The organism is Lacinutrix sp. WUR7 (assembly GCF_016864015.1).
In the GTDB taxonomy this organism is placed as follows: Bacteria; Bacteroidota; Bacteroidia; order Flavobacteriales; family Flavobacteriaceae; genus Oceanihabitans.
Genome location: NZ_CP045067.1, coordinates 85,382 through 101,177, shown reverse-complemented (window position 1 = coordinate 101,177; position 15,796 = coordinate 85,382). Strand labels below are relative to the sequence as shown.

At 31.2% G+C, this 15,796-nt stretch carries 16 protein-coding genes; 6 read left to right on the top strand and 10 right to left on the bottom strand.

Annotated elements, in window-relative coordinates:
- The first annotated feature begins 205 nt into the window (after positions 1 to 205).
- The 3 genes from FG167_RS00470 (at position 206) to FG167_RS00460 (ending at position 2,052) form a co-directional block, all read left to right on the top strand.
- Positions 206 to 634, top strand: a complete 429-nt coding sequence (locus tag FG167_RS00470; RefSeq protein WP_203459541.1) for a hypothetical protein — start codon at positions 206 to 208, stop codon at positions 632 to 634.
- A gap of 104 nt (positions 635 to 738) precedes the next feature.
- Positions 739 to 1,443: a M48 family metallopeptidase gene (locus tag FG167_RS00465; protein ID WP_203459540.1), complete on the top strand. Its 705-nt coding sequence runs from the start codon at positions 739 to 741 to the stop codon at positions 1,441 to 1,443.
- 63 nt (positions 1,444 to 1,506) lie between these two features.
- Positions 1,507 to 2,052: a YfiT family bacillithiol transferase gene (locus FG167_RS00460; protein ID WP_203459539.1), complete on the top strand. Its 546-nt coding sequence runs from the start codon at positions 1,507 to 1,509 to the stop codon at positions 2,050 to 2,052.
- Between the two features lie 539 nt (positions 2,053 to 2,591).
- Here the strand turns inward: FG167_RS00460 and FG167_RS00455 are convergent.
- From FG167_RS00455 to FG167_RS00445, 3 genes are all read right to left on the bottom strand, one after another.
- Positions 2,592 to 5,294, bottom strand: a complete 2,703-nt coding sequence (locus FG167_RS00455) for a metallophosphoesterase (RefSeq protein WP_203459538.1) — start codon at positions 5,292 to 5,294, stop codon at positions 2,592 to 2,594.
- Between the two features lie 311 nt (positions 5,295 to 5,605).
- Complete coding sequence (locus FG167_RS00450; RefSeq protein ID WP_239004422.1) at positions 5,606 to 5,860, bottom strand: hypothetical protein; 255 nt, start codon at positions 5,858 to 5,860, stop codon at positions 5,606 to 5,608.
- Positions 5,861 to 5,963: 103 nt separating this feature from the next.
- Positions 5,964 to 6,905: a hydrogen peroxide-inducible genes activator gene (locus FG167_RS00445; protein ID WP_203459537.1), complete on the bottom strand. Its 942-nt coding sequence runs from the start codon at positions 6,903 to 6,905 to the stop codon at positions 5,964 to 5,966.
- A gap of 104 nt (positions 6,906 to 7,009) precedes the next feature.
- Here FG167_RS00445 and FG167_RS00440 point away from each other — a divergent pair, with 104 nt between their 5' ends.
- Positions 7,010 to 7,489 (top strand): Dps family protein, encoded by a 480-nt coding sequence (locus FG167_RS00440; protein WP_203459536.1) that lies wholly within the window; start codon positions 7,010 to 7,012, stop codon positions 7,487 to 7,489.
- Between the two features lie 91 nt (positions 7,490 to 7,580).
- Here the strand turns inward: FG167_RS00440 and FG167_RS00435 are convergent, their stop codons facing one another.
- From FG167_RS00435 to FG167_RS00405, 7 genes are all read right to left on the bottom strand, one after another.
- Entirely contained in the window at positions 7,581 to 8,042 is a 462-nt protein-coding gene (locus tag FG167_RS00435) for a DUF2141 domain-containing protein (RefSeq protein ID WP_239004421.1), read from the bottom strand.
- A 130-nt stretch (positions 8,043 to 8,172) separates the two neighbouring features.
- Entirely contained in the window at positions 8,173 to 9,504 is a 1,332-nt protein-coding gene (locus FG167_RS00430) for a DUF58 domain-containing protein (RefSeq protein WP_203459535.1), read from the bottom strand.
- A gap of 17 nt (positions 9,505 to 9,521) precedes the next feature.
- Complete coding sequence (locus FG167_RS00425; RefSeq protein WP_203459534.1) at positions 9,522 to 10,508, bottom strand: MoxR family ATPase; 987 nt, start codon at positions 10,506 to 10,508, stop codon at positions 9,522 to 9,524.
- Positions 10,487 to 11,722 carry a DUF4350 domain-containing protein gene (locus FG167_RS00420; RefSeq protein WP_203459533.1) on the bottom strand — a complete coding sequence of 412 codons (1,236 nt, stop codon included), beginning with the start codon at positions 11,720 to 11,722 and terminating at the stop codon, positions 10,487 to 10,489. The genes FG167_RS00425 and FG167_RS00420 overlap by 22 nt, the downstream gene beginning before the upstream one ends.
- A complete protein-coding gene (locus FG167_RS00415; protein WP_239004420.1) occupies positions 11,719 to 12,450 on the bottom strand; it encodes a DUF4129 domain-containing protein in 732 nt (243 codons plus the stop codon). Before FG167_RS00415 ends, FG167_RS00420 begins: the two co-directional genes overlap by 4 nt.
- Positions 12,451 to 13,323 (bottom strand): hypothetical protein, encoded by an 873-nt coding sequence (locus tag FG167_RS00410; RefSeq protein WP_203459532.1) that lies wholly within the window; start codon positions 13,321 to 13,323, stop codon positions 12,451 to 12,453. It abuts the gene before it with no gap.
- Complete coding sequence (locus tag FG167_RS00405; RefSeq protein WP_203459531.1) at positions 13,320 to 14,321, bottom strand: stage II sporulation protein M; 1,002 nt, start codon at positions 14,319 to 14,321, stop codon at positions 13,320 to 13,322. The genes FG167_RS00410 and FG167_RS00405 overlap by 4 nt, the downstream gene beginning before the upstream one ends.
- A 34-nt stretch (positions 14,322 to 14,355) precedes the next feature.
- Here FG167_RS00405 and FG167_RS00400 point away from each other — a divergent pair, with 34 nt between their 5' ends.
- Both FG167_RS00400 and FG167_RS00395 read left to right on the top strand, forming a co-directional pair.
- Entirely contained in the window at positions 14,356 to 15,072 is a 717-nt protein-coding gene (locus FG167_RS00400) for an RDD family protein (protein ID WP_203459530.1), read from the top strand.
- A gap of 64 nt (positions 15,073 to 15,136) precedes the next feature.
- The gene (locus FG167_RS00395) at positions 15,137 to 15,754 is read left to right on the top strand and encodes a trimeric intracellular cation channel family protein (protein ID WP_203459529.1); all 618 of its coding nucleotides are present in this window, start codon (positions 15,137 to 15,139) and stop codon (positions 15,752 to 15,754) included.
- The last annotated feature ends 42 nt before the right edge of the window (positions 15,755 to 15,796 follow it).

Below are 15,796 nucleotides of genomic sequence, written 5' to 3'. Positions count from 1 at the left end.
TAAAAAACGTCTCATTGTTAAATGAGGCGTTTTTTTTGTTAGATACCACTCGATGAAACATGTTATTTTTCCTTCAATAAGAGGATATTTCGGTTGAAGTGCACAGTGCTATTTTTTTTTAGATTAAGGGCTTAAATTATTTTTTGTACGGTCTTTAAATTCCTAACTTTGAATCCTAATTGTATTAATCCCAAATCTATACAGTATGAAAAGTGTTAAAAAAATAGGCCTATATTCCGAAGTTTTACGAGAGCTTAATTATGCATTCGGAAATATTTTTCTTTTCGATGGTTATGTGGTTTCCGAAATAGCGGAAGGAATTGTTTTCTCGTGGGAAATGCATGGTGAATGCATTACTATGGATTTGGCTTCTTTTTATGGAACCGATGGCTCCGATTTAATTTTCATTTCTAATCGCGTGAATTCCTATTCTGTTATGGCTGCAGATTGGAGTAAGTTTTTTAAAAATTCATATAATTTACAAAGTTATTATGTGGTTGGTCAAGCGAAAGGCAGCTTAATAAATATCATGTTTGAAAAACTTTTTTTTAAATCTGAAATCAGAAAATTCACAAATATTGAAACTGCTGTTACAGTTGCAAAAGGATACAACTCTAAAGGTATAGAAGCTTAGCTTTTTTTAATTAGAATAAAATAGTAACAATATTTAAAAATTATCGTCTCATTAATATAATGAGACTTTTTTTTGCTCTATATGTTATTCTAAATCCATCAAAAATGAAAACTAAAATTGTAATATTCTCCTTCTTGCTAGCAATAGTTGCTGTAAGTTGTTCCAAAAATGTAAACTATACTCCAGAATTTATTAAAGAAACATCGGGTAAATACCTGTTTAACCAAGATGATGTTATTGAAGTATTTTATGAAAATAATAAACTGTTTTTAAAATGGCGTGGAGCAGATAAAATAGAACCAGTAATTATAGATAGAAATACTTTTTTTATAGTAGATCTGTATAAAAAACTACGTTTTGTAAAACATCCAGAAACAAACAAACAGTATCTGTCTATTGTTGCAGAAGATAATGAAAACAATATTACTTACGATTATTTAAAAGTTACAGATACTTTTAAAACACCAAGTATGTATTTAAAAAATGGCGATTATAAAAATGCGCTTGCTGGTTTTTTAGAGATTAAAAAGCAAGATTCTACAAGTGTTCTCATTAATGAAAAAGAATTTAATGCACTTGGCTATGGATTGTTAAGAGAGGAAGAATACCAAAATGCTATAGATGTGTTTCAGATGAATGTGGCATTATACCCAGAAAGCGACAATGCTTACGACAGTTTAGCAGATGCCTATTTGCGCAGTGGAGATAGCTTGGAAGCTTTTAATAATTATAAAAAAGCATTAACGTTTAACAATCGAAATAATAGCGCCAAAAAATTTATTAAAGCTTATTCTGAAAAGAAAAATTAAACTTGAGCATATTAATTATAATGATAAAGCATCTCTTTTGAGGTGCTTTTTTTATATTTAAGGATGATACATTCAGACTTAGAAAAACTTAGATTTCCTATTGGGCCATTTCATTGTCCAGAGCATATAACAGCACAACATATTGAAGAATGGATTGCTGTATTAGAACATTTTCCTAATCGCTTAGAAAATCTAGTAACCTCCTTAAATGATGTGCAATTAGATACGCCATATCGACCTGAAGGTTGGACTATTAGACAAGTAATACATCATCTTGCAGATAGTCATCATCATAGTTATATCCGTTTTAAATGGGCTTTAACAGAAGACAATCCTGTTATTAAATATTATTACGAACAGCTTTGGGCAGAATTAGACGATGCTAAAAATGCACCAATAGAAATGTCTATACACCATTTAAAAGCCATTCACTTTAAACTGGTGTATCTATTGAAAAGTTTGAGCAATGCAGATTTAAACAAGTGTTTTATACATCCAGAACATAATGAAGAAGTGCCTTTAAAAAAGAATATAGGTATTTATGCTTGGCATAGTAAGCATCATTTTGCACATATTGAGAATTTGATGAAGGTAAAGGGATGGTTGTGATAATTGTACAGCCAGATGTTTTTAAAAATTATATTTTCATTGCTCTTCTATTCTTAAATAAAAAATAGAAGTTTAATTTGCTAACCTCATTAACTTAAGGTGTCTATTTATTGAAGGCTCTCTTTAATTTGGATACAATAAATAGGTTACCTATAAAGCTATTTTAGAACTTTATTTTTGGGAAATCTTGTGCTACTCCGGTTCCGTCAACATAATAAGTTATCATAGTGTTCTTTTTAACTTTTATTTGCATTCTAGCTCGAAGTAATGAATATTTACCAACTTTAAGTTTTTTATAAGTTCTTCCGTCTAATTTTTTCTTTTGCCTATCTTTTCCCAACCATCCAACTCCATATCTAACTTTAATAGAAGCATCTTCGGGAGCTTTAAAAAAAGCAACACCATTCGCGTTAAAAAACTATTCTACTGTTTTCCATTTTCCTTTTTTTACAAATACTTCTCTAATTGGTGACATAATTCAGTGTATTTTTTTGTTATATAGCTACATTTTTACTGGATTTTATTTTAAAACTAATTAATTATAAATTAGTGGTTAAAGGTGCATTTGTACTTGAAGGTTTTATTGTGCTTTTAAAGGTCACTGGGTGCACATCCTTAGAAATTGTATAATTTGATTTTGACAATTCCCTTCTGGAGATATGAAGTATTTTGTCGATTTTATTCTTCCTAATAATGAGTAATTTACAGCCTTCATTGGAAGGTTGGCTAGGTGCTGGAAGTTTACGTGTTCGGTTGGTGTGTTCTGTTGGTCCCAAAGGTGTTCCCTGTATTAATAAGGGTTTATGATGTTGCCACCAATCCCTTTTATTAGAGGCCTCGTTCAGTGGTTTTGAATAAGGAGGGATTTCCAAAAGTTTTACGTCATTGCCTTCTTCTTGAATTATTCTAATTGGTTGGTTCACACGAGCCCCAGCCTTAATTGCTATTTTTACTAGATTATATGCCCCAAATTCTCCTTTATATTTTTTGGATGTATGATATCTCAAAGGGTTTTCGGAATAAAAATCGGTGTAATATTCCATTCTATTATTTTTCCATTTTAAACGGATTTCAGAGCTGATATGATCATGGCCACAAAGCAATAAATCAATTGGTTTTTTACTTCCTTCGAGTCCACATAGCAATTTTAGAAAATTCTTAATATCTCCACGAGAAACACCATTATCTAGTAACTCTTTATTTGATCCAAATTTAAAAGCACTAGAATTTGTTAACCAATTTGGAAATCTAGCCTTTACGTTAGCCTTGGCCATTTTATTACTAAGTGGATGATGCCCTAAGGGGTCCATAAATAAATGTTTTTTATGTCTTCTAATATAGTTTACGGTTTCAAGTTCATCTGCTTGTGCATGTTCCGTTTCTCTAAAATAATGTGGATACTCATTTCCAAAGGTGTTTATTGGTGGTGCATGCATTCCTACTATAATAATGCCGTCCGTTGTTTTAATCTGCTTTAAGCGATTGTATGCTAGGGAATCAGGACCTTTTGAGTTTGGGGAGTGTCTGTTCTGAAAAGCTTCTTCATTACTATCTCCAAAACCGAAATTTGTAGTAAATGCGGACCAACTGTCCCAACTACCGTCAGGACTCCCAAGATCAGGACCTGTATCTAATAATATTAATTTATGCTTATCCAGTAGCACCTGGTAATTCATACTTTTATTTATGTATGATTTGTAATAGCTTAAATAATCTTTCTTCCAAAACTTTGTTTTGGTAGCTGGAATTGCTTGTTTAAAAGCTGTGTCTCTGGAAATTTTTATTCTTCCTTCATCACCGTTGTTAAACTTTTCGGGATTACCACCTTGAAGTATTCTAGCCTCTTTTTTACTTAAATTATATGGGCCATATTGTTTTACATCTTTATCTGATACAATTGGAATATCTATTCTTTGATATACTTGGTAAGGATTTACCCTATAATCATGGTTGCCAAGACTTGTAAAAATAGGAACAAGTAATTCTTCCTGATTATGTTCTCCTTCAGGATATGGAGATCTTCCAAGCAAAAGATCTTTAAAAAATTTAAAATTACCACCCGCCGATTTATTATCCGTTCCTTCAAATAGATAATCTACCAAATCACCAGTTGCAATTATACCGTCAACAATTCCTTCTTTGTACATAGCATTCGCATATCTAATGAAATCTCTAAAACCATTGTTCCAATTGTTGAGGGCAGTAATTCCCGCGTCTATCGTTTGTGAATGTGCAGGGTGTTTCCTTTTAGCTTCATTAAATTTATTTTTAAAATTGTCAATTCGTTTCGATACATGAATATCTGTAGCATGGAGGATGCCAAAATCTTCCCAACTCTTTCGAGAATAAATACAATGAGGACTTAGATTGTAGAATGTGTTTGATTCGTTTTTGCAAACTAAGTCATAGAGTTTTGGTGCATGATCAAATCTGGGGCCACCTAATAAAACCGTAGAGGATAGATGTAAAGTGATTTTTTTTCTTTTACTTAATCCAAGAGGATTCAAGCTTCGACTTGTTTTTCCTATTTTTAAGGAAATAATCTTGTCTTTTGCGTTTACTTGTCGCAGTGCAATTCTTCCTTTTATTATTTTGTTAATTCCATCCATGCCACCCAGCTTATTGAACGATTTTAAATCTAAAGATAACTTTATGGGCAGATTTGATAAATCTGTTTTTGTGATTCCAGGACTTCCAATTAAAGGACATGAAAGTCGCAACCAAATCGGTTTTTCATTAATTGATTTATTATAAATGGAGATTCCTCGTTCAAAAAAAACTAATTCCATTTGAGCACTTAGCATATTACTAGTTACGGGGTATCCATAGGTCTTTAATTTTGAGGAGGTTTTCCAATCCTTATATATGGAACCGCTAATAGAAACTCCTCCATTTGTGTGCGGAACATATATGATTTCACCGCTTTCAAAAATACTTTTTGGAAACCCTTCAACAGTCCTTTTTTCATTTGATTTTGGAAAACCTAATTCTCTTCTTCTTGTAAACGTACTCCTTCCAAATTCCCCTCTTGATTTGTATTTTTTTAATATACCACCATGAACTTCGAAAGTGCCTACGGTATGATGGGTATAAATTCTACCTCTTTGAAAATCTTGAAAGTAACCTCCAAAATCTACTTTGTTTACTGGTGAAGTTTTAGTGCCGAGATTTAAGCCTCCTGTTATAAGTTTTAAATATCTTGTTTTGATTTTTTTCGAGGCAATTTGAATTGTATCTGCCATGATTGGAATGGTTTTAATAATGTTTTTAGAGTTTTAAAAACACACGTACTACAACTGTTAACAACCCTTTACTTTGTGTTAACCTTTTCTAACTTGCACACAACTCTTTTTATGTCAAGCATTAGTGTTTTTCTAAAATACAAAATTTCAAGATCATTTAATACTTTATGTTTAAAAAATAGACATATAAAAGCTTAACCTTCAGTTAATTAAGTTTTATTAGAGTTAAAAGCACACTGTTTTATTAACTTTAAGAATTTACCATTTATAAAATTTAGAAGCAATAATTAGAACCCAACATACAGTTTCTTTTAATTAATCACTTTCATTTTATAATAATCCATCCAAACTCGTATTCTACCAACAAACATTTTAAGATAGTTTTCGCTTAAAAATATATTAGACCAATCAAATCGTTGTGCTTGTACGCCTAAATAGAAAATAAATATAGAAGCTCCAGCATCTGGTATTAATGCCATTTCTTTATCCGATAATTCTCGTTGGTTTCTATATCCCTTTAAAAAACTGGCTACTTTTTGCTCGGATATATCTTTGTTGCCTTCCATAAAAAATAACAGTTTACAAAAATAACCTACATCCAGAATGAATAAACCATTACAGAAGTAGTTAGAGGAAAAGTGTGCATTATAAAACCTTCCGTTTCTAGATTTATTTTTTAGGTAAAGGACTAATAATTTCTACATTTTGAAATGCAATTGCTCCTCTTATAATTCCTGCAATAACATCTTGTAAAGCTTCAATGATTTGCATTTTAAGTTCGCTTTTATGGTAAATCATACTTACTTCTCTTGCTGGTGAAGGATCATTAAAATAGTGTATGTTTTCTTTCGCTTTATCTTGCATGTCTAAAGTGTGTAAATAAGGTAATAAAGTCATGCCTAAACCTTCGTTAGATAGCTTTACAAGTGTTTCAATGCTTCCGCTTTCTAATTGAAATTGGTCTTCTTTATGATCCTTAAACGTTTTACATAAATTAATAACACCATCTCTAAAACAATGTCCGTCTTCTAGTAAAAGCATGTCATCAATCTCTAAATCTGAAGTGCTAATTTTCTTTTTGGTGTGTAATCGATGACTTTGTGGAATGTATCCTACAAAAGGTTCAAAATAAAGGACACGTTCTTTTATGTTTTCGTTTAGTAAAGGTGTTGCAGCAATGGCGGCATCTAAATGCCCTTCGTTAATTCTATAAATAATTTCTTCGGTAGTAAGCTCTTCAATAATAAGCTTCACTTTTGGATATTTTTTTATAAATGTTTTTAAAAACATAGGAAGCAGTGTTGGCATGACAGTAGGTATAATTCCTAATCTAAATTCGCCACCTATAAATCCTTTTTGTTGGTCTACAATATCTTTAATTCTATACGATTCGTTAACTATGTTTTTTGCTTGGTTTACAATCTTTCTACCAACGTTTGTAAGTTCTATAGGTTTCTTGCTTCTGTCAAAAATAAGAATATCTAATTCGCTTTCTAGCTTTTGTATTTGCATACTTAATGTTGGTTGTGTAACGAAACATTTTTCGGCAGCTTTAGTGAAATTCTGATTTTCGGCAACAGCCAATACGTAGTATAATTGTGTAATTGTCATCTGTATCAATTTAGACTATAAAAATATAAAAACTATCAATAAAACTTATACTGAAAATCATTAATTATTGAATAAATTTGTAGTACAAAATAAAAACAAGAATTATGACACTAAATAGTATAGGATTAGACTCAGAAATAACAAAAGAATTAGCGACAGATTTAAACGGATTGTTAGCTAATTTTCAAACGTATTACCAAAATTTAAGAGGTATACATTGGAATATTAAAGGGAAAGCATTTTTTAATCTTCATATTAAATTTGAAGAATTATATACAGATGCAAACATGAAAGTAGATGAAATTGCAGAACGTATTTTAACTTTAGGGGAAACTCCTCTACATACTTTTGCAGATTATAGTAAACATGCTAAAGTTCCTGTAGGAAAAAATATCTCTGTAGATACGAAAGCAGTAGAATTAATAGTGGATTCTTTAACAGAATTATTAAAATTAGAACGCGCTATTTTAGTGAAGTCTGGAGATGCTAATGATGAAGGAACAAACGCTATGATGAGCGGTTTTATCTCGGAACAAGAAAAAACTATGTGGATGATGAAAGCTTGGTTGAATGAAACCGTCTAAGTAAATAGTTATTCCCTGAATAACTAATTGATAATAAGTGATAAAGCCACGGAAATTTTATTTTTCGTGGCTTTTTATTTTTTTATAAGTATTAAATACGAATCGTAATATTTAAATCTTCTTTTACAATAAGTTTTGCAACATCAAAAGTTGGTGGCCCATAAAGAATTGGGTTGTTAGACATGCCGTAGTTTTCTTTAGGCATTCCGTTTAGTTCAAAATCCATTTTTTTATTATCATTCTCATCGTGGACACACATAATAGCATAGGTACCAGGAAGCACATTTTTGTACGTAATGGTTACCGTATTTCCCTCAATGGAAGTTTCTGCGGTTTGAATTCCTTCCTTTCCTTTCATAAAAGTGTTTACATCATGTAAGGAGGATAATATTTTTCCATTCGTGTTTCTAATGTTTTCCACAGTAACAGTAATGGTATTTCCTGTAGTTTTATTTTGTGCTTGACTACTAAAAGCGGATGCCATAAATAGTGCTATTAATACTATGGATTTACTTATAGATTTCCATTTGTTGTTTTTCATTAAAAAGTTCATGGTGTATGTTTTTATTGGTTACCATGTAAAGGTGCTATAAATAAGAAGGATTTCTAAAAAAGGATTACCCAATTGTTTGTTTCCTAGGATGAATTGTAAAATGTGGAATACTAATCTTATATATTGAATGCTATAACAGCCCTTTTGCTTTAATTTCTAGATACTTATTTATGGTGTTGATGGTCAGTTTTTCTGGGGCTGAAAGTATGGTTTGAATACCATACTTTTGTAATTCCTTTACCATTAAACGTTTTTCAAAGCTAAATTTTTCAGCAATTGTTTTATGATAGATGCTTTGCAGGTCTTCTGCATCTTCAGCAATAAGTGCATCTAATTCGGTATTTTCAAACATAATAACAACCAACATATGCTTTTTAGAAATAGCTTGTAAATAAGGTAGTTGTCTTTTTAAGGCACTTATATGTTCAAAGTTAGTATATAGAAGTAGTAAGCTTCTATGTGTTACTTTTCGTTTTATTTGTGCATAAAGCAATCCGAAGTCGCTATCCGTAAATTGTGTGTTAATGTTATATAAGTTTTCTAAAATTTTATTGAGATAGGTGAGTTTATGAATGGCTGGTAAAAACGTTTCAATAGTTTTTGAAAAGGATAACATGCCAACTTTGTCATGTTTTTTTAAAGCGACATTACTAAAAGCTAAAGTAGAATTAATAGCGTAATCTAATAACTTTAAACCATCAAAAGGCATTTTCATTACACGTCCTGTGTCAATGATGGAGTAGATTGGTTGCGATTTTTCATCTTGATATTGGTTTACCATTAATGCACCACGTTTTGCTGTGGCTTTCCAATTCACCGTTCTAAAATCGTCACCAGTAACGTAATCTTTTATTTGTTCAAATTCTTGTGTGTTTCCAATTCTTCGAATCTTTTTAAATCCAAATTCCGTTAAATGATTACCAATAGCAAGGAAATCATATTTCTGCATTTGTATAAACGAAGGATACACACAAACCATTTGTTCTTTTTGAAACTGGTACTTTCGTTTTACAATTTTTAATTTAGAAGAGGCGAAAATATTCAAGCTTCCAAAGAAATATTCGCCACGTTCTACAGGACGAACCGAATAGCTAAAATCATGAATCTCATTTGCTATAAGACTAACTTGATACGAGAAATCTCTTTTTTGAAACTGTATAGGTAACTCATCAATTACATCTAAATACACTTGAAAAATATAACTGTTGGTAATCGTTATTGGAACTGGGTTTGCATCACTATTAGAAAATTTTTCTGGAAGTAAACGTCTTGCTTTAATTCCGTTTTTAAAACGATAGAGTAGCAGTACATCGACAAAAAGTAAAATAGCAATAAGTATGGTGACAATCCACGCAATAGGATACAAAATTTTAATCCATAATGACAGCAAAAAGCATGCACTTGCTATTGCCATGTAGATGTAAAATTGTTTATGTATGTATAACGATTTAATAAATTTCATAGGTAGTTTTCGCTTTTCTAACGAGGGATTTCTACAGATTGTACAATCATTTCAATAACTTGCTCTGTGGTCATGCCTTCCATTTCGCGTTCTGGTGTTAAAATAATTCTGTGATTTAATACCGGAGTTACTGCTTTTTTTACATCTTCAGGAATTACAAAATCACGACCTTGAATGGCAGCAAAAGCTTTTGCCGTATTTAGTATAGCAATAGATGCTCTTGGCGATCCTCCTAAATATAAATGCGGATGGTTTCTAGTCTTAGCAACGACTTCTGCTATATATTTAATAATTTTTCCTTCTACTACAATAGCTTGTGTTTTAGATTTAAACTCCGAAAGTTTTTTGGCATCTAAAATGGTTTGAATGCGTGTTTCTGGTTGTTCTCCTTTACGTTCATGATGGGTTTCAATAATTTGTATTTCTTCTTCCAACGTTGGATATTCTACTTTAATTTTAAAAATAAATCGATCTAATTGTGCTTCTGGTAAAGCATAAGTTCCTTCTTGATCAATTGGGTTTTGTGTTGCTAAAACCATAAAAGGAGATTCAAAGGTATACGTTGTTCCATCTACGGTAGCTTGGCGTTCTTCCATACTTTCAAAAAGTGCCGCTTGGGTTTTTGCTGGAGCGCGATTAATTTCGTCTATTAAAACAATATTAGAAAAAATAGGACCTTTTTTAAACTCAAATTCTGAAGTCTTCATATTTAATATAGAAGTTCCTAATACATCACTTGGCATTAAATCTGGTGTAAATTGTATACGACTAAAATCGGTTTTTAGAACCTTAGAAAATAGCTTTGCTGTTATGGTTTTTGCAATACCAGGAACCCCTTCAATAAGCACATGTCCATCTGCTAATAAAGCTACAATTAGCAATTCAATAAAATTGGCTTGCCCAACAATTACTTTGCTTAACTCTTGTTTAATATTTTCTACCGTTTGTTTTAATTCTTCTAAAGGAATTCTATTATCAAAGTTTATGTCTTGGTTTTCTTCCATGTGTTTTTAGATTTAAATGCCTCGATTAACGTATTTAGTTTTTGGAGTTCTATTTTATTAATTTCTGTTTTATGCTGAAGGGTGTCTATGGTTTTAAAAAGAAGTGTGGTTTCTGCAATTGTATTATTACTTCTCGCTGCAAGATTTTCTAAAAAAGTAGCGTCTATAGTTGCAGTATTTAAATGAAACTGGCTTCTAATAAATTCTAAAAAATGACTGACTTTATGATTTGCCATTTCTGTATGTTTTTCTTTTTCATAATACATATTAGCAATAGTTCTTGTGAAATCTATAGTTTGGTTGCGTAAGGGTTTAAGGATAGGAATAGCGCGTTGCTTACGTTTTCCGTCAAAAATCACATAGATAAAAACGGCAATAAGCATTATGTAATACGCCCATTTTAGTTCTTTGGTATGGAGCATGACATATAGAGGCGAAGAATAATACTTCTTTCCAGACTTGTAGTATTGGTCTATATATATGGTTTCGGAAGGATTTATATACGATAAAATTCCTGCTGTATAATTCTGGTTGGGAGCAATAAGTAGAAAATAATTGGTGAATGCCTGCGGAAAAGTACTCAGTATAATCGTGCCTTCACCAAAAGATTGTTTAATAGTATTTATATGTTCTTCTTCTAGTTGAAGTGTAGCGTTAGAAGCATTATCTATTACTGAAACGACCTTGGTATGTAAAGTATCAATTTCTTTATAATAGTACATGTAATTTGCTTTTTCAAAAGTATATAAGCTATCCTTTTTTAGTTGCTTATTCTTTAACTGAAACTGATAACTATTCTTCAAATTATCAAAATTACTAAGTACAGACGTTTTAATATTTAAGGTATCTAGTAGTTTTCCGCCTAACTGTTCACATGCAATAAATAACGTGTTTCCTTTAGCGGTCCATGCTAAGAGCTTGTCCAGTTCTGCATCTCCAAAAGCGAGGTTGTTGTTAATAAAAACGTAAGTTCCTTGTATGCTATCCTTTTGTTCTAAAAATTCAAAAGGAGTTTTATCGACTTCAACAATGTTTTCTTTTTTAAAAATACGTTCCATTTGTTCTTGAAAAACATACGTTCCAAAAGGTATTTTATGGTATGACGCATAGCTAGGAAACCAATTTACTTTTTGTGGTTTTGTATACTCTAAAACCACAATAGAAAGTATTGCTAAAACCGTAAGAATGATATATAGTTTTCCTCTGTTATTCAAGGTTTAATGTTTTTATGAAGTGTTTCAAATGGGGATTTTAGTTTTTCAAATCGTAAGGCATCTACTTCAAATTCACCATACCAAACATAATCATAGATTTTGGTAATGTCGGCAAATCCAGATTGTAAACTTTTAGTTTTAATTTCTGAAAGGTAATCTTCATTGGTTTTTTGTTGCTCCCACGAGATAATGTTGCCTTCGGTTAATTTTTTAAGAGATAATAAATAGTAATACCGAATTGCTAATCGGTAATTTTGTTGCTGTACTGCTTCATGAATTAACGCAAGTATATCTTCGTTTTTAATGATTTGTTCCTCTTCTGTAAATGCTACAGTCGCTTGATTCTGTTTACCAGTAATGATATTTTTTGAGTTTATTTTTAAAAAGAATTTTAGTAGTAAAAAAATAAGGAAGGCTAGAAGTAGATACGGAACTACTTCAAATATAAATTTTAAAATTCCGGTAGCATTACCAACACCAAAAATCCATTCAAAAATTTTAGTTATTATATTTTTAAACCATCGAATTATCTTATTTAAAAAGTTTTCTGTTGGAACGGTTTCTGTATAATTAAAATTTTTGTCGTTTTTATATTTGTTTAAATCTTCTTTATGGATTTGCTGCTCCGTTAATTTAGAGTCATCATATTGCACGTTTAACGTGTCTTGTTGGCAAAAAGCCCAAGAGGAAATAAGTAAAAAACAAAGAAGTATTTTAGTGAGCTGCATTTATTCTTCTTTCTTTCCTAAGGATTGAATACGTTCTAAAGTTCCTGTAAAGTTTAGTTTTTCGTTCAAATTAAAATATATAAAAGCCGAAGCGACCGTTAAGATTAGGTTTAGTAAAAACTTAAAAAGGTAACTAATAACATTTAACAGGATATATATTGGGTCGATTATTCCTGTCATTTTCTCTGGGTCTATTTCACCAGAAAAAACACCCATTTTTACAATACTATAAATTGCTGCAGGAATACCAAAAGCGTAGCTAGCAATCATAATAATTAATCCTATAACTATAATAGTTGCAAAGGTGATCCAGAATTCATTTTTTATAAGATTGAAGCTGTAGCTATAAGACATTGTGGAGTCTTTATTGGTAAAAACATAAACGCAAAAAACAATAAACATTGGAACCATAAAATAAAAGACTGGTAGCAAACAAAACATCATGGCAACTATTAATGTAATCCATTTTAAGATGCTTAATCCTAAAAAGCCCCAAAAGGTTTCTTTTACTTGTTGTTTCACTTCTAGGATGTTTACATTTCCCTCGTTTTCTATATATGATTTTATATAATGTAGTACAGCAGAATCGGCAAAGGTATACGCTAATAAACCAAAGATCATAAACATAAATAAAGAACCTAAAAGTAATGGTAAATTGCTAATATTTGCCTGTTGTCCAATATTAAAATTAAACATTTCACCAGCAGAGTAGACATAAAATGAAATTGAAATTAAGAATAATACTAAGTATATTCCAGAAACTTGGAAAATTGTTTTTATAAAAGGCTTAAATTCTTTTCTAATAAAGCCAAAAGTATCCGTTAGAATATCTCCTAATTCCCGTTGCTTTTTAAATTCTATTAATTTCTTCATACTTGTTTTAAAGTGTTTAGTTGTTTTTCTAGAGTATCTTTTAAGTGTTTTCGTCTATGTAATTTTATTGGGTAAATTACGTAGTAAAATACTATTAATGCTAAAGAACTAGAAATAATAAATATCGCTAGCCAATCTGGCATTTCGGTGTGTCTGGTTACAAAGCCTTCCAAAAATCCAGCAATAATAAAAAAGGGGATAGTACTTATTAAAATCTTTAAACCGTTTTTTACACCACGTTTAAATGATTCTAGTCTGGTGTATGTTCCAGGAAAGAGCATGCCGTTTCCTAAAACTAATCCTCCGCAACCAGCAATAATGATAACAGAAATTTCTATTGTGCCATGAATCCATATGGTTCTAGCAGATTCCCAAAGTAGGCCTTGTTCATAAAAGAAATATTGAAAACTACCAAGCATGATTCCGTTTTGCAACATAATATATAAAGACCCCAGGCCTAATAATAAGCCATAAGCAAATGCCATGAGTGCTACTTTAATATTGTTTAAGGTAATTCCTAAAAACATATTAAACTCACCTTGTTCCTTATATACAGCCATTGGATCTCCTTTTTCAATATTTTGAAGGGTCATGTTTACGTAACTATCACCTAAAAAAGAACGCACAAAATCCCCTTCGTTCGCTGCAGAATACGCGCCAACAATAACAAATAAAGCAAATACTAAAAAAGCAATAAGAAGTTCCCGAAGATGTTGGTAGAACATGATGGGGAATTCGGATTTAAAAAAAGAAATAATGCGGTTTTTAGATTCCTTTTTTGTCTTATAAATCTTTTGATGTGCTTGTGAGGCTAACTGATTTAAGTAGCGTTCTGTATTGCTATTACTGTAAAAAGTATTGGCATAACTTAAATGATCTGTGATTTCTATATACAAATCTGATAACTCATCTGGATTAATATATATATTATTTGAAAGAACCCTTTCAAACTTTAACCATTTATCTTTATTTTGCTTCACGAAAGCAGCTTCACGCATAGGAGGTGTAGTTTGCTTTCAAAGAAAAGAAAATATGGAAGAATTTCAAATTGAAACGGCTCAAAATGTTGTTATAAATCAAAACGTTGCAAATATAGGCGATAGAATGCTGGGTTATCTTATTGATAGTTTTGTGATTTTCTTGTATTTAATGCTTGTAATCCTGCTTTTAATAAGTTTGGATTTGGATATGGGCGATTTATGGGCCTTATATTTATTAGTATCTTTACCCGCTTTTCTATATTATGTGCTGTTGGAAACTTTTTGGGACGGAAAAACCATCGGGAAGTACGCTATGAAAACACGTGTGGTGAAACTAGACGGTTCAAAAGCAGGCTTTTCTAATTATTTTGTACGATGGATTTTACGTCTTGTTGATGTCGTTTTAACTTCTGGAGGAGTAGCAGTATTTACTATTTTAATAAGAGGTAATGGACAACGAGTAGGAGATATTGCAGCTGGGACGACAGTAATTAGTGAAAAGCGTAACATAAGTTTAGAGGACACTATTTTAAAAGACTTGGAATCTAATTATGTGCCTAAATATAGCCAGGTAACCATTTTTACCGATACGGAAATGGAGACCATTAAAAATATGTATGAAAATGCAAAACGCAACGGACAGCATCATGTTATTATACAATTATTTGATAGAATTGTGAATGTAATGCAAGTAATTCCAACAGAAAAACCAATTGATTTTGTGGAGATTGTTATTAAAGACTATAATTATTATACGCAAACCATGTAAGTTGTTTTACCTATCTCGATAGTAATCGCTATTGTAGAAAGATTTCATAATACAAAAAAAAACTATGTTTTATATCATCGATATTTTAGGAACCATTGCCTTTGCTATTTCTGGAGTTCTAATCGCTATGAACAAAAGAATGGATCCTTTTGGGATTCTTATCATTGCATTTGTAACCGCAGTAGGAGGAGGTACTTTACGTGATATTCTTATTGGGCAAACACCAGTTGCTTGGATGACCAATATGACCTTTACCTATGTGATATTGGTTACTACCTTTTTGACGATACTTTTTAGAAGTAAGATTAATTACTTAAGAACATCGTTGTTTTTATTTGATACTATTGGAATTGGTTTGTATACCGTTGTTGGAATAGAAAAAGGACTTTCGGCAGGACTACATCCTATAATTTGTATTGCGCTTGGTACTATTTCTGCATGTTTTGGAGGAGTTATACGAGATATTTTATGTAATGAAATTCCTGTAATTTTTAGAAAAGAGATTTATGCCACGGCTTGTATTCTTGGAGGACTTACTTATTTTTTAATACGAAAATTTCCAATAGAGAATGATTTTGTTTTTGTTATCGCAGGAGTAGTTGTTATGATAGTAAGGCTAATTGCGGTTAAATTTAAAATTAGTTTACCTAACTTATATAAAAAACAGTCGGAGGCTATTTAGAAAGGTAGTCTGTATTCCTTTCTCTCTTTAGTTAAAATGAAG